The following is a 19603-nucleotide window of genomic DNA, read 5'->3' as shown; positions in this document are numbered from 1 at the left end:
TCACCTGACCGGGGCCTTCGTGAAGCGGAGACGGAGGGATTCGAACCCTCGGATGGGTTGCCCCATCCTTAGCAGGGTGGCGCACTAGACCTGGCTATGCGACGTCTCCTGGGTCCTGTCCTGACGTTCCCCGCGCAACCGGGGGCGCCCACCCACGCGACACTGCTGCTGCGGGCTGTGCACCAGGGGCGGACACCGGGCGCTCCCGGCTCCACCCCTCGGTGGACCACCTGCCGCGCGGATCCACCCCGCAGGACGATGTCGCCCGTGACCCGGGCGACCAGGCTGGGAGCATGAACACGAACCGACCCACCCTCGTGGCACGCAACCTCACCAAGGTCTACGGCACCGACGCGCTCGCCACGACCCACGCGCTGGCCGGCGTGGACCTGTCGATCTACGACGGACAGTCCCTGGCGATCATGGGCCCGTCGGGCTCGGGCAAGACGACGCTCCTGCACTGCATCGCGGGGATCCTGCGGCCCACCTCCGGGGCGGTCATGTGGAAGGGCCACGACATCGGCTCCTTCAGCGACGCGCGCCGCACCGAGCTGCGCCGCTCGGACTTCGGCTTCGTCTTCCAGTCCGGCCAGCTCCTGCCCGAGCTCCCGGCCGTCGAGAACGCGGCCCTCCCGCTCATGCTCGCCGGCGTGAGCCGGTCGAAGGCCACGGCCACGGCTGCGGGGTGGCTGCACAACCTCGGCCTGGCCGGCATGGAGGACCGTCGCCCGGGGGAGCTCTCCGGTGGCCAGGCACAGCGCGTCGCGATCGCGCGGGCCCTCGTCGGCTCGCCCGGCGTCGTGTTCGCCGACGAGCCCACCGGCGCCCTCGACCAGACGACGGGCGCCGAGGTGATGAGGGTCCTCGTCGAGGCGACCCGCCGGTCGGGCGCGGCGCTCGTCGTCGTCACGCACGACCCGACCGTCGCGCGCTGGTGCTCGCGCACCATCACGATGCGCGACGGCTCCGTCTCCGGCGAGTTCCTCTCCGAGGCCCGGGACGGGGCCCTCCGATGAGCACGACCTTCGCCCTGTGGCGCCTGCTGCGGCTGCGCGGCGCGTCGAGCACCGACCCCCAGCGCCTCACGACAATCCTCTCGATCTTCGCGTTCGGCGTCACCACCGCGATCCTGCTCATCGTCGTCGGCGGGCAGAACGCCTTCGACGAGCGCGCCGCCCGGGCGGGCGACGTCATGACCGAGAACTACGTCTTCCTCGCGTGGCTCGCGAGCGCGCTCCTGCTCATCCCCCTCGTCACGCTCGGCGGTGCCGCCGCCCGGCTGGCCGTCGCCCGGCGCGACTCCCGGCTCGCGGCGCTGCGGCTCGCCGGTGCCACCACGTGGCAGGTCGCGACGCTCACCGTGCTCGACGCCGCCGCCCAGGCCCTCGCCGGAGCGGTCGCCGGGATCGTCGGGTACCTCGCGCTCGTCCCGCTGTTCGCCCAGCTGCGGTTCCAGGGCCGCACGTTCGGGCTCGGCGAGCTGTGGGTGGGCCTGCCGAACCTCCTGCTCGCCGTCCTGGCCGTCGTCGCGGTCGCGGTCGTCTCGGCCGTCATCAGCCTGCGCCAGGTCGCCATCACCCCGCTCGGGGTCGCCAACCGGGTGCGGCCCAAGCACCCGACGTGGCTGCGTGCCGCCGCGAGCGTCGTGGCCCTCGTGGTCTTCGCGGCCGTGGTCGGCGCGGGCGGCGCCGGGATCGGCCTCCTCATCGTCCTGCTCGCCGTGGGGTTCGGGACGCTCAACCTCGCCGGCCCGTTCGTCGTCTCCGTCGTGGGCCGCATCACGACGCGCCGCGCCCGTTCCGTCGCCACGCTGCTCGCCGGGCGCCGCATGGTGGACAACCCGAAGACGGCGTGGCGGTCCATCGGCGGCGTGACCCTGGCGACGTTCGTCGCGGGGATCACGAGCATCAGCCCGGTGGCGTCCGGATCGGTGGCCGAGACCGCACCAGCGGTCGACCGCCAGTTCTACGCGGACATCGCCACCGGCGGGTACCTCACCCTTGCCATCGTCGCTGTGCTCGCCGCCGTCTCGACGGGGGTGATGCAGGCCGGACAGGTGATCTCGCAGCGTTCGGAGTACCGCGCACTGGCGCTCACCGGCACCGACACAGCCGTCCTGCACGCCGCCCGGGTCCGCGAGGTCTTCGTCCCGCTCGCCGTCGCGGTGGTCCTCACCACCGCGTTGGTCGCGATGTACATGATCTCCGCCAGAGGAACCGAGAACGTCCAGGACCCCCGGGTCGTCGTCCAGTTCGTCCTCAGCGTGACCGCCGCCGTCGCGCTCGTCCTCGCCGGGTCCGCCGCGTCCCGGTCCGTCGTGCGCGACGTCGTGCGACTCTGAAACCCGCGATCCCGGGTGCCGCATGCACAGCCCGGCCCGTGCCAGGACGACGAAGGCCCCGGTCACCTGACCGGGGCCTTCGTGAAGCGGAGACGGAGGGATTCGAACCCTCGGATGGGTTGCCCCATCCTTAGCAGGGTGGCGCACTAGACCTGGCTATGCGACGTCTCCTGGGTCCTGTCCTGACGTTCCCCGCGCAACCGGGGGCGCCCACCCACGCGACACTGCTGCTGCGGGCTGTGCAAATGTACCCGCACGCGCGCCCACGGAGCAAAAGCACGCAGGGCTCCACCCCGGAGCGGCGCTGCGTCACGCCCATCGTGCGGCGTCACGGGGCGGTGCGGGCTCCGCGCGCTCCCACCTGCCGCCACGACCCGTCCGTCACGGACCGGGCCAGGGTGAGACCGATGACGAGGGAGATGACGACGAACGTCGCCTGCACGGCGAAGGCGAGCGCGTCGACCGTCTGCCCGTCGTTGAGCAGGTACACGGCGTTGTACGCAGAGACCCCGGGGACCATGATGACGACGGCCGGCACGGACAGGGTGAGCCGGGGCGCACCGATCCGCGGCGCGACGAGGTTGGCCAGCACGCCGACGACGAGGCCGGCGAAGCCCGCCGCGGCCTGCGGGACCATGCCGGCGTCGACCGCCTCGATCCGCAGCACGTTGACGACCATCCCGATCGCCGCAGCTGCGAGCGCCACCCGCCACCTGCTGTTGAAGAGCATGGCGAACCCCCACACCCCGACGGCGCTGGCCAGCAGCAGCAGCGCGGTCTCGAGCACGACGGACAGGTCCGCCCGCTCCAGCGGGTCGGGCGTGAGCCCCACGAGGGCGGCCACCGCCCACACGCTCAGCGCTGCGGAGGTCATGATCATGAGCGCGTACGTGAGGCGCGAGAGGCCGGCGGAGAAGTCGAGGCGGGAGAGGTCGAGGCCAGCGGTGACGAGCGGGAACCCGGGGACGAGGAACAGCACCGCGGAGACGTACCCGCTCTCGTGGACGGTGTCGACGAGGCCCACGCCGAACAGCGCCCACACCACGCCGAGGTAGACGGCGCTCGCGACGGCCGCGGCGAGCATCGTCACACCGAGCGGGTTGAACCGGCGGTGCAGCAACGCCCGGCGCACGACCTGCCCGACGCCGGCCCCCACGCCGGCGACGAGCACCTCGACGAGCCCACCGTGGTTGAGGAAGGCGAACGCCGCGCAGGCCATCGCGGCGAACAGGCCGGCCGCCCACATCCCGTGGTGCGGCGTGGTGCTCTCGATCCGGTCGAGCGCGGCGTCGACCTCGTCGGCGGTCGCACCCGGACGCAGCGTCGAGCACAGCCGCTCGAGGACGGCGATGCGGGTCGCGTCGACCCCGATGGTCGGGCTGTGCACGACCTCGGTGCGGAAGATCGTCCCTGCCCGGGAGGTCGCGGTGATCTCGTTGACCATGACCTGCGCGTCGACGCCGTCGAGCCCCAGGGCGCGGGCGACCTGCTGCATCGAGATCTTCACGCGGTAGCTGCCGCTGCCGGCCGCCAGGAGCATCGTCCCGACGCGCAGCACGACGCCGGAGCGGCGGATGAGTCGGACGGGTTCGAGGGCGTCCTCGGAGGCGGCGGGTGGGTTCACCGTCCCATCATCGCGGGTCCACGGTCCTCGAGGTGCGGCGATGGTCCCGGATGGACACCGCCGACGTCGGGGCCCCGCGCGACCACGTCGGGTCTGCCCGTCAGTAGGACGCGAAGACCTGCGTCGCCCAGACCCCGCCCTGCGCGTCGACGTGGTACCCGATGCCGACGCTCGTGAAGCCTGGCCGGAGGATGTTCGCGCGGTGCCCGGGGCTGTCCAGCCAGCTCGCGTGGATGGTCCCCGCGAGGTCGGGGAACCCGGCGGCGTGCGCCACGTTCTCTCCCCACGACCTCCAGCCCGCCGGGATCTGCGTCCGGGTGGCGGGGTTGTGCGACATCGTGGCCGACGCCGACATGGACGCGCTCCACGTCTGGGCGACGCTCTCCAGCGTGGCGTCATAGGCCAGGGCGGGCAGCCCTGCTGACGCACGTGTCACGTTGAGGGCGGCGAGCAGGGCGCTCGACCCGGCGGACGACGGCGATGCGGCGGCGCGTGCCGGGGACGAGACCTCCGGCACGAGGACCGGCGCCGGGGCTGGTGCCGGGGCTGGTGCTGGCGGCAGCGCTGGTGCGGCTACCGGCTCCGCCGCACGTGGCGCGCTGCGCACCGGGGCCGGCGCCGGAGCAGGCGCTCCCGCCGACGCCGCGGGCGGCGCCGTCGTCGGCGGGAGCGGTGCCGGACCGTCGGTCTGCGTCGCGGACGTGTCGCCGGCCGGGTCGGAGGCCGCCCCGGGGAGGTCGGTGGGCGACGCCTCCGCGGGGAGGTCGCCCACCGGCGCCTGGTCCGTCGGCTCCTGAGCGACCCGGGCCGCGGCGGGACGCACGACCGGGTCGCCCGCGTCGGACGGCCCGGCGCCACGGCTCATGAGCTGCGTGGTGACGGGCGCGGCCGGCGCATCGCCGACCGCGCCCGCCCCGGGACCCGACACGAGCATCCCCGCGACGACGACGGTCAGCGCCGCGAACAGCTTCTGCTTCACCTGGTCCCACTTCCCCCGGACAACATGTCGTGCGGCTCATCGGCCGCACGAGGGTGAAATGTGAGCGATCTGCGCGATGTCCTCCCGAGACGTCACGTGACGGCACGGGAACGGCGGGCGTCGACCGGAGCCCGCCGACCACGCCCCCGCTGGCCATGCCCCCACCGATCAGGCCATGGCCCAGACCACGGTGACGTTGCCACCTCCCGCCGGCCCCTGGTGCTCCGCTCCACCGGACACGTACAGGGCCGTCTCGCCGCACAGTCCCGCGAGCAGACCTCCGACCGCCGCCCGCGCATGGCGGGTCGCGTTGATGTCGGAGTCCGTGAGCATCGTGTGGCGTCGGCCGCGCACCGCCCCGGTGGGATCGGGGCCCGCCTTGGCGAACACCTGGACGACCGTGCCGCCCTGGTTGCGGATCTCGTCGAGCACGGCGAGGACGGGCTCGGCGTCGATCGCGTCCCGCATGACGGTCCGCGTCGCGCGGAGCCGTCCGCGGGCGGCGGGGTGGTGGCCCAGGACGACGATCTCGCACCGGTCCACCTCGACCCCGGCGCTCGTGGACGCCACGGAGGAGTACACGTCGAGGTCGCCCGCGAGGCCGCGCGCGACGGCGGCGTCGTCGATCTCACCGAGCGCGAGCGCGACACCGAGCGCAGAGGCGGCCCGGCTGTGCGCCATCGACTCGTAGGTGTCCGACGTCGTCAACGCCCCTGCCGGCCACCGGGCGACGGTGGTCGCGGTGAGCAGCGGGCACTTGACGAGCGCGAACTGCACGTCCGCGACGTCGAGCCCCGCAGCTTCGCAGACCTCCCGCACGGCCGCAGCGACGGCATCGACCTGCGCCCGTCGCCCGAGCATGTCGGGGGTGATGGGGATGCTCTCCCCTGCTCCGACGACGAGCGCACCCGGCGGCAGCCCCGGGTCCTCGTCGTCCTCCACGAGCAGGGTGACGTGGGGTGAGAGCACGCCCTCCGTCCCGCCGGACATGACGCTCACGACGGAGGTCGCCAGTGCGGCGCGCCATGCCGTGGCGGCCATGCCGCGCGTGAAGTCGTTGACGCAGCCGTTGCCCTCGGTCTTGCCGGCGACGGCGACGACCCGCGTCGGGTCGAGTCCCGCCTCGACGGCGGCGGTCAGGCCCGAGGTGTCGGCGGGGTCGTCGGTCATGAGTCGGTGCAGCCCGGCGACCCTCATGCGTCCACCCGCTCCCACGTGCACACGACCCGTTCGAGCAGGCTGATGAGCCCGAAGAGCGTGAGCCCCAGCGCAGCCGCCAGCCCGATGCCGACGAACAGCTGGGGCGTGTCGAGACGGTAGGACGCCTGCAGGATGACGAAGCCGAGACCCGTGTTGGCGCCGACGAACTCCCCGACGATCGCTCCGACCACGGCGAGCGAGCTCGAGATCTTCAGGGCCGCGAAGACGTACGGCAGCGCCGTCGGCATCTGGAGGCGACGCAGGCGCTGCCACCGGCCGGACCGCAGGGCCCGGAACAGCTCCTCCTGGTCGTTGTCGGCGGCGTGGAGGCCCTTGATCGTGTTGACGAGCATGGGGAAGAAGCTGATGAGCGCGGCAGCCACGACCTTCGAGGTCAGGCCGGTGCCGAACCACAGGACGAGCAGCGGGGCGATGGCCACGAGGGGGGTGGTCTTCATGGCGATCGCCACCGGGTAGAGACCGCGCTCCAACCACCGGCTCTGCGCGAACGCCACGGCGACAGCGAAGGCCAGGACGTTGGCGAGGAGGAACCCGAGGAGGACCTCCTGCGTCGTGACCCACACGTGGGACCACGTCTCGGCGGGCAGAGCGCCGGGCAGCAGGCTGGGCCGGGGCAGCAGGTACGTCGGGGTGTCCAGCACCCGCACGACGACCTCCCAGGTGAGGAGGATCGCCGCGACGAACGCGAGCGGACTGAGGACGGCGGGGGCTATGCGGCGGAGCGGAGCAGCTGGCGCAGGTGTGCGACGCATGCGGAGAACCTCTCTGTGTCTTTGTGCTCCGCCACCCGGGGGCGCGGAAGGTCGACGGGCACGGTGTCGAGCACGCGCCCGGGGCGCGCACCGAGCACGACCACACGGTCGGCCAGGAAGACCGCCTCCTCGATCGAGTGGGTGACGAGCACGACCGCCTCGAGCTCCGGCTCCACCTGGAAGATGCGCAGCAGCTCGAGATTCATCTCCTCGCGGGTGAGCTCGTCGAGCGCACTGAACGGCTCGTCGAGGAACAGGACCTGGGGTCGCTCCATGAGCGCGCGGGCGAGGGCGACCCGTTGCTGCATCCCGCCCGAGAGCTGGGCCGGTCGATGCTTCTCGAACCCGGCCAGACCGACGAGGTCCAGCAGCTGGTGGGCCCGCTCGACGTCGGCCGGCCTCACGCGGCGGTGCAGGGTCACGGGGAGGAGGACCGCATCCGTGGCGGACTGCCAGGGCAGGAGGACCGGTCGCTGGAAGACGAAGCCGGTCGCAGCCGGCGACACCTCGAGCTTCCCCTCGCTGGGTGGCACGAGGCCCGAGAGGATGCGGAGCAACGTCGTCTTGCCGCACCCGGAGGGGCCCAGCAGCGAGACGATCTCGTTCCGCTCGACGGTGAGACTCGTCGGGGCGAGCGCCCGCACCGATCCGAACGTGCGCGAGACGTCCTGGGCCCGGATGAGGGCGGTCTGCTCCTGCGTCGGAGCAAGCACCGGCGAGCTCACTCGTCCGCCACGAACTGCGACGTGAAGGCGTCCTCGACGTCCTGCGGCTCGGACAGCAGCCCCTGGTCGAGGAGCAGGTCGTGGAGCACCGTCCACTCGGCGGTGTCCATGTAGCCGATCGGCTTGTCGTCGGGGGTGATGCTCGGGATGCTGCTGTGCATCATCGCCTTCTCGTGCTCGAGGTCGAGGTTGGCATCGTGGTCGAGCGCGAGGGCGGCAGCCTCGTCAGGGTTGGCCACGGCCCAGTCCCATCCCTTGAGCGTGGCCGCGACGAATGCTCGCACCTCCTCGGGGTCCTCCTCGAGGTGCTCCCTCGTCGTGAACAGGGTGTCGGCGTACATGTGGATGCCCACGCTGGCGGGCGTGATGAGGTTGACGGGAACCCCCTCCTCCTCGGCGGCGATGGCCTCGTTGATGGAGTAGCCCGGGAACGCGTCGAGCGAGCCGTTGAGGAACGGGCCCAGGTCGAACTTCACCGCGACCTCCTCGGGCGTGGACATGCCGGCCGCCTCGAGCATCGCGCGGTAGGAGACCTCCTCGCTCTGGCCGAACTTCACACCCACCTGGGTCCCTGCCAGGTCCTCCATCTCGGTGAGGTCCGCGTCCTCGCGGGTCATGAGGACGAACGGAGTCTGGCGGTAGATCGCCGCGACGGCGACGACGTCGATCCCCTTCTCGCGCGCGAGCAGCAGCTGGTCGGCGCCCGCGATGCCGTACGTCGCGGAGCCCGAGGACACGAGCTGGATCGCGGGAGCGTCCGGCCCGCCGGGCTGGAACTCGACGTCGAGGCCTTCCTCGGCGTAGTAGTCCTGCGCGTCCGCCGCGTAGAACCCGGCGAACTGGCTCTGATGGAGCCACTTGAGCCGGACCGACACCGAGGTCGAGCCGTCGGAGGAGGCCGCGGAGGCGTCGCCTCCCTGCGTGCCGCAGGCCGAGGTGGCGCACAGGGCAAGGGCCGCGGTGAGGGCCGCGAAGGTCGTTCGTCTGCGAGTAGCCATGTCGGGTGGTCCCTTGGTCGGAGTCCTGCAGCGTCCTGCGCTCGCGCGCCACTGCTTTCGTATACGAAAGTGTGTCCCGTGGATGTGTGCACGGTGTCGCGGGCGCGTGACAGCCATGTTTCGCGTGGGCCACGACACCCCGGGGGGCCAACGGGCCTGGGTACGGGATACGATCTGCGCCCATGACGGACCACCGGCTCAAGCCCCTGCGCGACGTCGTCGCGGACGACCTGCGCCACCAGGTCATCTCCCGCGCCCTCCCGCCTGGCCAGCGCATCCGTGAGGAAGAGGTCGCGGCACGGCACGGCGTCTCCCGCGTGCCCGTGCGCGAGGCGGTCCAGAAGCTGGCGAGCGAGGGCTACCTCGAGCTCGTGCCCTACCGGGGAGCGATCGTCGCGTCACCGAGCCCGGACCGCACCCTCGCCTACCTCCAGGTGCGCCGCTCGCTCGAGTCGACCGCGGCACGCCTCGCCGCCGCACGGCGGGGCGGCGGGTCGGCACAGGCCCTCGCGGAGCTGGTACGCCGAGGAGACCGCGCCGCGCGGACCGGCGCCCACGAGACGCTCCCCCAGCTCGTGGAGCAGTTCCACGAGCACGTCGCTCTCGCGTCCGGCAATGAGGTCCTCGCCCAGCTGCTCGACGACTGCCGGGACAAGGTCCGGTGGATGTTCGCGATCGACCTCGCGGACCGCTCCGAGGAGGAGTGGGAGGACCACCGGCGCATCCTCCACGCCATCCAGGCCGGCGACGAGCAGGAGGCGGCGCACCTCATGGACGCGCACATCGCGAAGGACGAGCAGCTGCTGCGGGACGCCACCCGCTGAGGCGGGAGCCGCCCGCTGAGGTGGGAGCCGCCCGCTGAGGTGGGAGCCGCCCGCGCCGGCTCAGGAGCCGACGGGCAGCGTCTGCAGCAGGTACCGCTCGGCCGAGCCGGCCTGCTGGGCCAGGCCCCACAGGGTCGAGGACGACGCTCCGGACGACTCAGGTGCCGTCTCGTCCTGCTCGCTGCGGCCCGTCCGGCCATCAGGGCTCAGCGACTGGAGGACCTGGTCGAGGTCACCGTGCGTCAGCTGCCTGGCCTGGGCCAGGACGGTCAGGTCCCGCAGCCCTGTGCGCAGCGCGTCCAGCTCGGCGAGCTGCGTGTCGTCGAGCCGGTCCCGGTCAGGCACCAGGTCGGCCTGCATGCGTGCAGCGTCGCGGAACAGGGCGATCTCCTCGGGCTCCTGCGGGCCGGGGCCGTTCGAGAGACGGAGCGCGTTCGCGGTGGCCTCGGTCGCTCTCTCGACGCGTTGCCGCAGGGGCGCGGGCCGGAAGCCCGGGATCACCGCGAAACCGAGGAGCACCCCGAGGAGCACCGCGCACGCGGTGAGGCCCACGTACTGCAGGAGCAGGGTGACCGGGTCGAGGTCGCGGTTCACGGCGTTGAAACCGACGCTGACGACCACCATGAAGGCGCTGCCCAGGGCCGGGCGCGTGACGATGTACCAGAGCCCCAGGCACAGGGAGACCCCCGCGACGAGGACGAGGAAGCGGGACGGGACGACCAGCAGGACCACCGCGACGGTGAGCGAGCCGGCGACCACACCGATGACCTTGTTCCTCGTCTTGACCGCTGTGTCGCTCCAGGTGGCCTGGAGGATGCTGAACGTGGCGAGCAGGGCCGTGGAGACCAGCGGGTCGCCCCGTTCCAGGCGGGAGGTGATGAGCAGCATGAGCAGCACGGCCAGCGCCGTGCGGAAGGCGTGCCGGACCTGGACGGAGTGCAGCCTGCCAGAGGGGTGCAGCACAGCGTCCCGGAGCTGGTGGCGCCGGTCGCGATCGAGCTGGACCGGGGTGGTGTCGTGCGACAGCATCGCGTGCTCGACGGTGTTCAGGGCGTTCTCGGCGTCGCCGAGGGGACCGTCGGGGATGGCCCATCCCTGCGGGGACACCACGGCCTTGACCAAGGTCTCCCGTGCGGGCTTGGCCTTGAGCTCCTCCCCCAGCGTGCGTGCCCGCTGCCGGAGTGCGGTGGCGCCGTCGGGATCGCCCGCCAGCTCAGCCGTGTGCAGGGCCAGTCGGTACCGCGAGGCTCCCTCGAGCGCGTCGGCAAGCCAGCGCTGCCGGCCGTCGCTGAGCCAGGTACCGAAGGCGGTGGCGGTGGCGGCACTCGGGTCGTCGCCGACGAGCACCGCGGCGATCTGCTCCCGGGTCGGTCCGGACGGGTCCGAGATCCCCATGAGGATGCGCAGCACGACCGCCACGACGACCCCCGCGACGGCCGCCGCGATCACCTGCTGGTGGTCGGCCCCACCGATCGGCGCATAGCCGTAGCCGAACATCGTCGTCATCCCCAGCCCCAGCCCCGCGGTGCCGAAGCGTGCGCCGAGCAGCGGCAGCAGCCCGGCGACGAAGGTGAGCAGCACGACCAGCACGATCGCCACCGGGCGCGACGTCTCAGCGACCAGGCGCGGGACGGCCGCGGCGAAGACGAGCAACGGTCCCAGCACCGCAGCGACGCGAAGGTCCGCTCGGAGCGGGCCGCCCATGAACGCGATCAAGGAGAACATGCCCGTCAGGCCACCGATGATGCCCGCTGCGCCAGCCCCCCACGCATCGGCGAGCAGCACCGAGGGAAGGACCACGATGATCATGAGCACGATGAGCGTCGGGCTGCCTGCGGGACGCGTGTGCGCCGTGGCGTCACCAGAGCCGTCCATGGGACCTCCCTCGCGGATCGAGCGGCACGCTCGTTCCTCGACGGTAAGTCCGAAATGTCTGAGGCGCCAGATGGCGCGTCCGTACGACCCGGCGGATGGCCCGCATCCACGAAACCCCCCGCTCAGGACCCTTTCGGGCCCCTCGCGGGGGGCGTCACCCCACCACCCTGAGGTGCGTGGGGGCCTTGCGGAGGGCGAGGGATTCGAACCCCCGGTGCTGTTGAGGCACAACGGTTTTCAAGACCGTCACATTAGGCCGCTCTGTCAGCCCTCCAGCTGCATGCACGACTGCTCAGCACCGACATTCTGGCACGCGTGCGTACCGGTGGCCGAACCGTCCCCGGGTGACCCCAGGGAACGGCACGGACCGCGTCGATGACGAGTCAGGCGGCCCGCAGCTGCTGCATGGCGTGCTGGACGAGCGCGATGAGCGACTGCTTCGTCGCCGCACGCGACCGCGCGTCCGTGTAGAGCATCGGCACGTGCGAGGGGATCTGCAGGGCCTCGCGCACATCCTCGAGGCGGTGCTTGGCCACCCCGTCGAAGCAGTTCACCCCGACGACGAACGGGATGCCGCGTGACTCGAAGTAGTCGACCGCAGGGAAGCACTGCTCCAGGCGGTCGGTGTCCACGAGCACCACGGCGCCGATGGCGCCACGGACGAGGTCGTCCCACATGAAGAGGAAGCGGTCCTGGCCCGGTGTACCGAAGAGGTAGAGCCACAGCGACCCGGGCAGCTCGATGCGACCGAAGTCCATCGCGACCGTCGTCGTCGTCTTGCGGTCCGAGACCCCGCCGGCGTCGTCGACGCCCACGGAGTGCTCCGTCATGGCGGCCTCGGTGTTGAGCGGCTCGATGTCGGAGATCGAGCCGATGAAGGTCGTCTTGCCGACGGCGAAGCCGCCAGCGACGACGATCTTCACGACCGTGGGTGCGCCTGCAGGTTTGATCGGCGTCGGCGCCGCAGCGCTCTGGCCGTTAGAGGGCGGAAATGCCATTGAGAACACTCTCCAACACACTCAGGGACAAGGCCGGGTTCTGGCCGTGACCGGTGTGAACATTGACGGGCGTCGACGTATGGATCGTGAGATACCCGTCGTCGGCAAGGTCTGCGATGAGGATCCGGACCACACCCAGCGGCATCCGCAGCAGCGCGGACACCTCAGCGATGGACACGTAGTTGTGAGCGGCGTGGGCAAGGATCGAGCGCTTCTCCGGGGGCAGTCCGCGGCTGTCCACAGCCCCGGGCATGACCTCGATCAGCGTCTCGAGCGGCAGGTTCGACGTCGCGGAACGCACGCGTCCACCGGTCACGGCATACGGGCGCACCGTCGCAGCTTCGAAGTGCTCGCCGTCCATGGCCTGCGGGTTCGGCGTGAAGTTCGACATGATCGTCTACCTCACCCGATCGGCGCGCGAGTTGCTCCGTCGACCGGGAGGCTCCCGCGCATCTCTGTGATGAGCTGCGGCGTCAGGGTCGCCTCGGTCCGCGAGACGAGCATCGCCATCTCGTAGCCGATGAGCCCGACGTCGCAGGTCGAGTCGGCGACGGCTGCGAGAACCGAGCCGTTCGAGACGTTCATGAGGAACAGGAAGCCGTTGTCCATCTCGATGATGGCCTGCCGCACCGCACCACCGTTGAGCTGCCGCGAGGCGCCGCGGGTGAGGCTCGACATGCCGGACACGATGGCGGCGAGCTGGTCACCGCTGGTCCGGTCCAGCGCCTCGGACATGGCCATGAGAAGGCCGTCCGCGGACACCACGAGTGTGTGACGGGTGCCGGGCACCGTCCTGACGAAGTTATCGAGCAACCAACCAAAGTTCGTCGCCTCAGTGCTGAGAGCGCTCACGCTTCCTCCTAATCCGATGCCTCAACGGCGATGGTCTATCAATCAACGCGGCCGAAGCGCCGAGTCTGGAACTGTGTCATACGGTAGCGTCGACCGGTTCGCCGGCCTCTGCACCTGGGGCTGTACCTTGTGCGGCCCCCGGTGCCTGCCGGCCACGTGACGTGGCCGACTGGAACGCCGAGAGTCGGGACCGAAGCTCCGCCGCGTCGCGGCTGATCTTCTGCGAGGTGACGTCGTCCGTCGAGGCTGCGACATGCCCGCGGGTACGACGGGTGAGACCGCCGGCCTGGGATGCCACCTCTGCGGGTCGATATGCGGACAGCTGGCTCAGCTCGGCCAGTGCCTGCTCCTGGATGTTCGATCGCATGGCGAGCATCGAGGCGATGTCCCCGTTGGCCTGGGTCGGGGGGGACCAGCTCTCGCCGGCGTCCAGACCTGTCAACGGAAGTTCGGCGAGCGGAGCCGACGGCCGCCGGGCAGCCGGAGCCGCCTGGGGGCGCGGGGCCCACGACTCGTCGGCGCCCGCGGCGGGCGCCGCAGGAGCCCACGACCCAGCAGCCGGAGCCGCCGGCTCCACCGGCGGCGGCGTGAACGCCTGGGCCGGGGCGCGCGTGGGAGCGGGTGCGGACGTCGGGGCTTCGGCGCGCGGAGCGGGCTCCACGGCCGGCGCGTGGCCGCGCTGTGCCAGCGGCGTGCGCTCCCGCGGGAACGCGGGCGCGACCGACGCGGGGACGACCGGCTCCGGCGTGAACGACGGGAAACCGCTCACCGCGAGGGGCGCAGGCTCGGCAACCGGCTCCGGCGTCCGTGCCGCCGGTGCTGCGGGCTCCTCCGTGGACGCGTCGCGACCACGGCGGAACCAGCCTCGCAGACCGCCCTTCTTGGGCGTCGCCTGGCGCGAGCTGCGCCGGGTGGGCCCGTCAGAGACGACGTCCGCGAACGACGGCAACGTCGGTTGCGAGCCCTGTGGCGCAGGGGCAGCGTCGCGAGCAGGAGTGCGTGTCACGGCGTGCGGGGCAGGTGCGGGCGTGCCGACGGGCTCAGCACGGTCGACGGTTCCGAGCGGCTCGAAGCGCTCGAGCGGACGGAACTGCTCCTCCGGCTGGAACTGCCCCCGTGGCGGGACCTGCTCCTGCGCCCGGAACTGCTCCCGCGGCTGGAGCTGGCGCTCCGGCTCGACGGGCGCGATCCGCTCGGTGGGCTGGTAGGCCTGCACCGCGGGGACGAACGAGTCGGGTCGGGCCACGGGCGTGCCCCCGGCGGCAGGGGTGCGCTGCGGCATCCCGGCGGAGGACGCCGGTCGGCTGAAGTTCAGGGGCTCGAACTGCTGGACCGGCTGGAAGACCTCGTCGCTCTCCGGCTCCTCGAGGAAGCGGCGGGCGGGAGCCGGCTGGTACGCCGAGTCGTCCGACGTCTCGAAGACGCTCGTGCGACGGGGCGCCTCGGGCTCCGGCTCGGCCGGCAGGGTCGACGACCGGCCGAAAGCAGGCAGCGGCTCGAACCGCTGGACGGGCTCGAACGGTGCGTCAGGCCCGTCGGGCTGCGGTTGCCACCGCGGCTCGTCGGACGGCTCCTGCCACTGCTGAGCAGGCTGCTCGGCCTCGGACCACTCCGACAGCTCGTCCTCGTCGGGCACGAGGCCCGGGATGACCATCGCGGGCTCCTCCGCGCGCTCGGGCTCGGGCTCAGGCTCGGGCTCGGGCTCGAAGTGGGCGCCGCGGACGGGAAGAGCGGGCTCGCCCCAGGCGTGGTCGTCGGAAGCGGGTGCCGCGTCGTAGGCCGGCGCGTCGCCGTAGGTGCCGACGGTGTCGGCGACCGGGGCGGCAGGGGTGGCCGGAGTGATCGGGAGGATGATCTCGTCGGGGATGATCGAGCTGCGCAGCCCGTCGTTCCGCTCGGCGACGACATCCTCGACCGTCCTGGACGACTCCTCGTCCTCGCGGTGCGTCTCGTCCTGCACAGACGGGGCCCACTCCTCGTGGGCCGGAGCGGCTGGCTCCTCCTGCGCCGGAGCAGGCGCCTCCTCCTGCAGGGACCAGGCCTCCTCGGGCTGAGCGAGGTCGTGGGCGCGAGCGTTCTGCGCCTCGTCCGTCCCGTGGCTGTCGTCGACCGGCGCACCGGCCGCGTCGTCCGCGGGCTGCACGTCGGCGTTCGACGGCTGCGCGGCCTCGGTCGCCCCGCCTCCGACGGAGCTGCGGGTGCGGAAGCTGGAGAACATCGCGCTGCGCCGCTCGCCGTCGAGGATCGGCTCGTCCTTCACCGTCTCGAGCGGCGTGAACGCCGACCCGAGCAGACCGGACTCCGTCCGCGACCGGCTGGGGAGACCGGAGGGCAGGCTCTCGGCGAGCGTGCGGTCCGGGGCCCAGCTCGCGTCGTCAGGGCTCGAGAGGTCGACCTCGGGGTTGGCGGACTCGAGTGCGGGGAGCACCATCGCGTTCGGGTTGAGCGCGAGGTCCGCGGCGTCCGGAGCGGTCGGTGCGGGCTCCGCCGAGAACGCCTTGCGGCGGCGCGGCATCCCGATGCTCGTCGAGCCGTCGGTGAGCGAGTCGAGGTCGACGGGCACACCGACGGGCGGCTCCTCCTCCGCGTACGCGGGGGTCGCGGCAGGCGTCGGGGCGACCCACTCCTGCGTGGCCTGGCGCGTGTCCGCGTGCAGCGGGTCCGTCGGGGCAGCGAGCGGCACGTCCGCGTCGTCGACGAAGAGGGCAAGCGGGAAGGACACGGTCGCGATGGTGCCGGCGCTGCCGTCAGCCGCCTTGCTGAACACCACGTGCGCACCGAGTCGGTCAGCCAGCCGGCCGACCACGAAGAGGCCGAGGCGCTGGACGCCGATGACGTCGGAGGCGGAGCGGGACGCCACCTTGGCGTTCGCCGTGTCGATGTCCTCCTGGCTCATCCCGAGCCCGTGGTCACGGACCTCGACCGTGACGTACCGCGAGGAGCGGTTGGTCGTCACCTCGACGGGAGTGTTGGGCTCGGAGAACATCGTGGCGTTCTCGAGCAGCTCGGCGAGCAGGTGCGCGCCGTTGAGCGCGTTGTGGCCGAGCATGAGCGGGTCGGCCTCGAGGTTGAGGCGCACCCGGTCGTAGAGCTCGATCTCGGACGAGGCCGTACGTACGACGTCGGACATCGGCATCGGCTGACGCACGCGCCGACCGGAGTCGATGCCCGCGAGGACGAGGAGCGACTCGGAGTTGCGGCGCATCCGGGTGGCGAGGTGGTCGAGGCGGAAGAGGTTCGCGAGGGTGTTCGCGTCCTCCTCCGAGCGCTCGAGCTCGTCGAGGAACGCGAGCTGGCGGTTGAGCAGGACGTGGTCGCGGCGGGCCACGTTGACGAACATCTCGGCGATGGAGCCGCGCAGTGCAGCCTGCTCCTTGGCGACCTCGACGGTCGTCGCGTTCACGTCGTTGAACGCTGCGGCGAGCTGCCCCACCTCGTCGGTCGACTCCACCTTGATGGGGGTGATCGAGATCTCGGGGCCCTGGCCGGGCACCGCGACCTGCTCGACGAGCTTGGGCAGCTCGTCGCGGACGTCCGCCGCTGCGCGGGTGAGGTTGCGCAGCGGGATGGTGATGCGGCGCGAGATGGCGAAGGCGATGAGGACGGAGGCGAGCAGCGTGACGATCGTGACGATGACGGTGTTGATCGCGGCAGTACGCTCGCTCGCCTGCTGGGCGGCCGCGGCGTCGACGGCGAGGTCACGGATGACGTCCCGGGCCGGGGCGATCTTCTCGAGCTCGGCCTGGGAGATCTCCTCCCAGCGGTCCCCGAGGGCCTGCGTCACGGCCTCGGGCTGGGCCTGACCGAGCAGGAGGCGGATCGCGTTGTACTGGGCGTCCGGCGGGGCGAGGACCGCCTCGGGCTGGGCCAGGCCGGCGACGTCGCGGGTCGCCTCGGCCCACAGCGAGTTGGACGAGCCGATGATCGTGGCGAGCTCGCGGACCTGACGCTGCTGGGTGGCCTCGCTCAGCGCCCGGTCGAGCACGTTCTGGGTGAGGGGGCGCTCGGCGTCGGCCGAGTCGAGCAGGCGGCTGGTGGACACGTAGGCGTTGAGGTAGCCGGCCACCTCGCGGTCGCTCAGGGTGGCGGACAGCGACCGCGGGACATCGAGGAAGCTGAAGATGAGGTCGCCGTACAAGGCGTTGACGGTCGCGAGCATGCTCGAGCCGCTGTCGACCCGGTCACGGGTGATCGCCAGCTCCGTCGGGTTGTTGACGGCGATGTACGAGAGGGTCCCGGTGACGGCAGGGTCGAGGAGAGAGATGTCGAGCTCGGCGTACAGCTCGCGCAGGTTCGCCAGTGCGGCGTCGGTCTGGGTGCGCGCCTCCGCCACGGCTGTCTCCGACTCCGGATCGCCGATGGCGGCCCGCACAGAGGCGGTACGTTCGGCGGCGAGGGCGGCGATGACGGCCTCTCCGGGCTCGAGCAGCGCGACGACACTCTCGACCTGGCCCGCGACCTGCAGACTGCGGATCGCCTGCAACGCGAAAAGCGTGGCAGCGAGGCACAGAACAAGCACCGGCACCCCAAGAGCCGCGAGGATCTTTCCTCGCACACTCAGTTTCCGGAGCATCTGGACCCCTCCCAATCACGTCTGTGGTGCCGAAACGGCGCACGGCGTACATTGCTGCGCACGAGCGTTCGTTGTCCGCAAGGGGTTGATCGGCCGCTGCCCCCGGATTCATGAGGACCACGGTCGACTTTTAACCCACTCACCGGGTCCGTCGTCGGACGCCGGGACACACTCTAGGGATTCACCGATGCGGTTGATAGAGGTCAGCGGAAACGATTCTGCGACCACCCTCGAGATCACCGAGGGGCCGGACCCCCGGATCGGGTCCGACGAGGTCCTCGTCGAGGTCGCCGCGGCGGGAGTCAACCGTGCCGATCTCCTGCAGCGCGCCGGGCGCTACCCGCCGCCCCCGGGAGCCAGTGACGTGCTCGGGCTGGAGGTCTCGGGGGTCGTCGGTGCGGTGGGGGACGCGGTCACCGGCTGGCGGGTGGGTGACAGGGTCGCCGCGCTCCTCGTGGGCGGCGGGTACGCCGAGCGGGTCGCCGTGCCCGCGGCGCAGCTCTTCCCGGTGCCCGTCGGCCTCGACCTCGTCGATGCCGCTGGCCTCCCCGAGGCCGTGTGCACGGTGTGGAGCACGGTCGTCGACGCGGCCGGCATGCGGCACGGTGAGCACGTGCTCGTGCACGGCGCGGCTGGCGGAGTCGGCTCTGTCGCGGTCCAGGTGCTCTCCGCCCTCGGTGCCCGTGTCGTGGCCACGGCGCGGGACGAGGACCGGCTCGCGCGGTGCCGCGAGCTCGGTGCCGCGGACGGCTTCACCTACCTCCGACCGGACGGCGCCCGGATCACGGACGTCCTGCCCGACCTCGTGCGCGGTGCGACGGACGGCCACGGCGCGGACATCATCGTCGACGTCGTCGGCGCGGCCTACCTCGACGCGCACGTCCGATCGCTCGCCGTCGGAGGCAGGCTCGCCGTGATCGGCCTGCAGCGGGGCAGCCGGGCGGAGCTCGACCTCGGGCGGCTCCTCGCCCTGCGCGGGAGCGTCCTCGGTACGACGCTGCGATCGAGGCCACCTGAGGACAAGGCCCGGATCGTCGCTGCCGTCCGGGCCGAGGTGTGGCCGTTGCTCGACGACGGACGACTGCGTCCGGTCACGTACGCGAGGGTCCCGCTCGCCGACGCGGGACGTGCCCACACGCTGCTGGAGTCCGGCGAGGTGTTCGGCAAGGTGCTGCTCGTCACCGGTCCATGAGGACGTAGGGACATCTGTGGGCAAGACTGGACAGCATGGCTGATATCACACCTGACCCAGACGAGACGAGCACGAGCGACGGCCCGGAGCAGCAGGACCCGGCGACCGGACGCCCACCCGAAGGTGTCCTGCTGCGCGGCGGACCAGGTCAACCGCCCGCCAGCAGGTCCGCCGACGAGGGCCGCAGCGAGCGCACGATCATCCACGAGCCCGCGAAGGTGGTCCGCATCGGAGAGATGGTCAAACGGCTGCTCGAGGAGGTGAAGTCCGCGCCGCTCGACGAGGCGGCACGTGCCCGCCTCGTCGAGGTGCACGAACGCTCGATCACCGAGCTCGAGGACGGCCTCTCCCCGGACCTCGTCGACGAGCTCCGGAGGGTGTCGCTGCCGTTCACCGACGACGCGGTGCCCACGGAGGCGGAGCTGCGGATCGGCCAGGCCCAGCTCGTCGGGTGGCTCGAGGGCCTCTTCCACGGCCTCCAGACCGCCATGGTGGCCCAGCAGATGGCCGCGCAGGTCGAGCGTCAGGGCGGTGCCGCACGGGTGCTCCCCCCCGGGCTCCTGCAGGGCGCCCCCCAGGCACGGCCCGCGACCGGGCCCGACGGGCGCCCCACGCCCGGCCAGTACCTCTAGCCGCGCGGGCCGCCGTC

The 19603-nt window shown here is 72.0% G+C and carries 16 protein-coding genes and 3 tRNA genes; 5 read left to right on the top strand and 14 right to left on the bottom strand.

The window, feature by feature from the left end:
* Window positions 1-25: 25 nt before the first annotated feature.
* A tRNA-Ser gene (locus AC2AXK_RS04420) sits at window positions 26-109 on the bottom strand.
* 184 nt (window positions 110-293) lie between these two features.
* On the opposite strand from AC2AXK_RS04420, the gene AC2AXK_RS04415 reads away from it, so the two are divergent.
* On the top strand, window positions 294-1016 hold the full coding sequence (locus AC2AXK_RS04415; protein ID WP_484344120.1) for an ABC transporter ATP-binding protein: 723 nt from the start codon (window positions 294-296) through the stop codon (window positions 1014-1016).
* The gene (locus AC2AXK_RS04410) at window positions 1013-2341 is read left to right on the top strand and encodes an FtsX-like permease family protein (protein ID WP_484344119.1); all 1329 of its coding nucleotides are present in this window, start codon (window positions 1013-1015) and stop codon (window positions 2339-2341) included. Before AC2AXK_RS04415 ends, AC2AXK_RS04410 begins: the two co-directional genes overlap by 4 nt.
* Before the next feature lie 87 nt (window positions 2342-2428).
* Here AC2AXK_RS04410 and AC2AXK_RS04405 read toward each other — a convergent pair.
* The 7 genes from AC2AXK_RS04405 to AC2AXK_RS04375 all read right to left on the bottom strand — a co-directional run bounded on the left by AC2AXK_RS04405 (window position 2429) and on the right by AC2AXK_RS04375 (window position 8640).
* Window positions 2429-2512: transfer RNA gene (locus tag AC2AXK_RS04405), tRNA-Ser, on the bottom strand.
* Between the two features lie 157 nt (window positions 2513-2669).
* On the bottom strand, window positions 2670-3965 hold the full coding sequence (locus AC2AXK_RS04400; RefSeq protein ID WP_484344118.1) for a threonine/serine exporter family protein: 1296 nt from the start codon (window positions 3963-3965) through the stop codon (window positions 2670-2672).
* Between the two features lie 100 nt (window positions 3966-4065).
* Window positions 4066-4944: a CAP domain-containing protein gene (locus AC2AXK_RS04395; RefSeq protein WP_484344117.1), complete on the bottom strand. Its 879-nt coding sequence runs from the start codon at window positions 4942-4944 to the stop codon at window positions 4066-4068.
* A 168-nt stretch (window positions 4945-5112) separates the two neighbouring features.
* Complete coding sequence (gene atzD, locus AC2AXK_RS04390; protein ID WP_484344116.1) at window positions 5113-6141, bottom strand: cyanuric acid amidohydrolase; 1029 nt, start codon at window positions 6139-6141, stop codon at window positions 5113-5115.
* Window positions 6138-6917 (bottom strand): ABC transporter permease, encoded by a 780-nt coding sequence (locus AC2AXK_RS04385; protein ID WP_484344115.1) that lies wholly within the window; start codon window positions 6915-6917, stop codon window positions 6138-6140. Before AC2AXK_RS04385 ends, atzD begins: the two co-directional genes overlap by 4 nt.
* Entirely contained in the window at window positions 6875-7630 is a 756-nt protein-coding gene (locus tag AC2AXK_RS04380) for an ABC transporter ATP-binding protein (RefSeq protein ID WP_484344114.1), read from the bottom strand. Before AC2AXK_RS04380 ends, AC2AXK_RS04385 begins: the two co-directional genes overlap by 43 nt.
* A gap of 8 nt (window positions 7631-7638) precedes the next feature.
* Window positions 7639-8640, bottom strand: a complete 1002-nt coding sequence (locus tag AC2AXK_RS04375; protein WP_484344113.1) for an ABC transporter substrate-binding protein — start codon at window positions 8638-8640, stop codon at window positions 7639-7641.
* 182 nt (window positions 8641-8822) lie between these two features.
* Between AC2AXK_RS04375 and AC2AXK_RS04370 the strand changes: the two genes are divergently transcribed.
* Window positions 8823-9464: a GntR family transcriptional regulator gene (locus AC2AXK_RS04370; RefSeq protein WP_484344112.1), complete on the top strand. Its 642-nt coding sequence runs from the start codon at window positions 8823-8825 to the stop codon at window positions 9462-9464.
* A 60-nt stretch (window positions 9465-9524) separates the two neighbouring features.
* On the opposite strand, the gene AC2AXK_RS04365 is transcribed toward AC2AXK_RS04370, so the two are convergent.
* The 6 genes from AC2AXK_RS04365 to AC2AXK_RS04340 all read right to left on the bottom strand — a co-directional run bounded on the left by AC2AXK_RS04365 (window position 9525) and on the right by AC2AXK_RS04340 (window position 17762).
* Window positions 9525-11339 (bottom strand): FUSC family protein, encoded by a 1815-nt coding sequence (locus AC2AXK_RS04365; RefSeq protein WP_484344111.1) that lies wholly within the window; start codon window positions 11337-11339, stop codon window positions 9525-9527.
* Between the two features lie 188 nt (window positions 11340-11527).
* Window positions 11528-11613: transfer RNA gene (locus tag AC2AXK_RS04360), tRNA-Ser, on the bottom strand.
* Window positions 11614-11722: 109 nt separating this feature from the next.
* Window positions 11723-12337: a GTP-binding protein gene (locus AC2AXK_RS04355; RefSeq protein ID WP_484344110.1), complete on the bottom strand. Its 615-nt coding sequence runs from the start codon at window positions 12335-12337 to the stop codon at window positions 11723-11725.
* Window positions 12318-12728, bottom strand: a complete 411-nt coding sequence (locus AC2AXK_RS04350; RefSeq protein WP_484344109.1) for a DUF742 domain-containing protein — start codon at window positions 12726-12728, stop codon at window positions 12318-12320. Before AC2AXK_RS04350 ends, AC2AXK_RS04355 begins: the two co-directional genes overlap by 20 nt.
* A gap of 11 nt (window positions 12729-12739) precedes the next feature.
* Window positions 12740-13189 (bottom strand): roadblock/LC7 domain-containing protein, encoded by a 450-nt coding sequence (locus AC2AXK_RS04345; protein WP_484344108.1) that lies wholly within the window; start codon window positions 13187-13189, stop codon window positions 12740-12742.
* 76 nt (window positions 13190-13265) lie between these two features.
* The gene (locus AC2AXK_RS04340) at window positions 13266-17762 is read right to left on the bottom strand and encodes a sensor histidine kinase (RefSeq protein ID WP_484344107.1); all 4497 of its coding nucleotides are present in this window, start codon (window positions 17760-17762) and stop codon (window positions 13266-13268) included.
* Window positions 17763-17949: 187 nt separating this feature from the next.
* Here AC2AXK_RS04340 and AC2AXK_RS04335 point away from each other — a divergent pair, with 187 nt between their 5' ends.
* Both AC2AXK_RS04335 and AC2AXK_RS04330 read left to right on the top strand, forming a co-directional pair.
* Window positions 17950-18954 (top strand): NAD(P)H-quinone oxidoreductase, encoded by a 1005-nt coding sequence (locus AC2AXK_RS04335; protein ID WP_484344106.1) that lies wholly within the window; start codon window positions 17950-17952, stop codon window positions 18952-18954.
* 35 nt (window positions 18955-18989) lie between these two features.
* Window positions 18990-19586, top strand: coding sequence for a bacterial proteasome activator family protein (locus tag AC2AXK_RS04330; protein ID WP_484344105.1), 597 nt, complete (start codon window positions 18990-18992; stop codon window positions 19584-19586).
* Window positions 19587-19603: the final 17 nt, after the last annotated feature.

Source organism: Sanguibacter sp. Z6_81, from assembly GCF_057180625.1.
Note: the sequence above shows the minus strand (reverse complement) of the source record. Positions and strands in the feature narration are given on the sequence as shown.

What these genes read in the sequence shown, in the direction of transcription:
- AC2AXK_RS04330 (WP_484344105.1), top strand. Translation starts at nt 18,990, where the DNA reads ATGGCTGATATCACACCTGACCCAGACGAGACGAGCACGAGCGACGGC.
- AC2AXK_RS04375 (WP_484344113.1), bottom strand. Translation starts at nt 8,640, where the DNA reads ATGGCTACTCGCAGACGAACGACCTTCGCGGCCCTCACCGCGGCCCTT.
- AC2AXK_RS04350 (WP_484344109.1), bottom strand. Translation starts at nt 12,728, where the DNA reads ATGTCGAACTTCACGCCGAACCCGCAGGCCATGGACGGCGAGCACTTC.
- atzD (WP_484344116.1), bottom strand. Translation starts at nt 6,141, where the DNA reads ATGAGGGTCGCCGGGCTGCACCGACTCATGACCGACGACCCCGCCGAC.
- AC2AXK_RS04410 (WP_484344119.1), top strand. Translation starts at nt 1,013, where the DNA reads ATGAGCACGACCTTCGCCCTGTGGCGCCTGCTGCGGCTGCGCGGCGCG.
- AC2AXK_RS04365 (WP_484344111.1), bottom strand. Translation starts at nt 11,339, where the DNA reads ATGGACGGCTCTGGTGACGCCACGGCGCACACGCGTCCCGCAGGCAGC.
- AC2AXK_RS04335 (WP_484344106.1), top strand. Translation starts at nt 17,950, where the DNA reads ATGCGGTTGATAGAGGTCAGCGGAAACGATTCTGCGACCACCCTCGAG.
- AC2AXK_RS04385 (WP_484344115.1), bottom strand. Translation starts at nt 6,917, where the DNA reads ATGCGTCGCACACCTGCGCCAGCTGCTCCGCTCCGCCGCATAGCCCCC.
- AC2AXK_RS04355 (WP_484344110.1), bottom strand. Translation starts at nt 12,337, where the DNA reads ATGGCATTTCCGCCCTCTAACGGCCAGAGCGCTGCGGCGCCGACGCCG.
- AC2AXK_RS04415 (WP_484344120.1), top strand. Translation starts at nt 294, where the DNA reads ATGAACACGAACCGACCCACCCTCGTGGCACGCAACCTCACCAAGGTC.
- AC2AXK_RS04370 (WP_484344112.1), top strand. Translation starts at nt 8,823, where the DNA reads ATGACGGACCACCGGCTCAAGCCCCTGCGCGACGTCGTCGCGGACGAC.
- AC2AXK_RS04340 (WP_484344107.1), bottom strand. Translation starts at nt 17,762, where the DNA reads ATGCTCCGGAAACTGAGTGTGCGAGGAAAGATCCTCGCGGCTCTTGGG.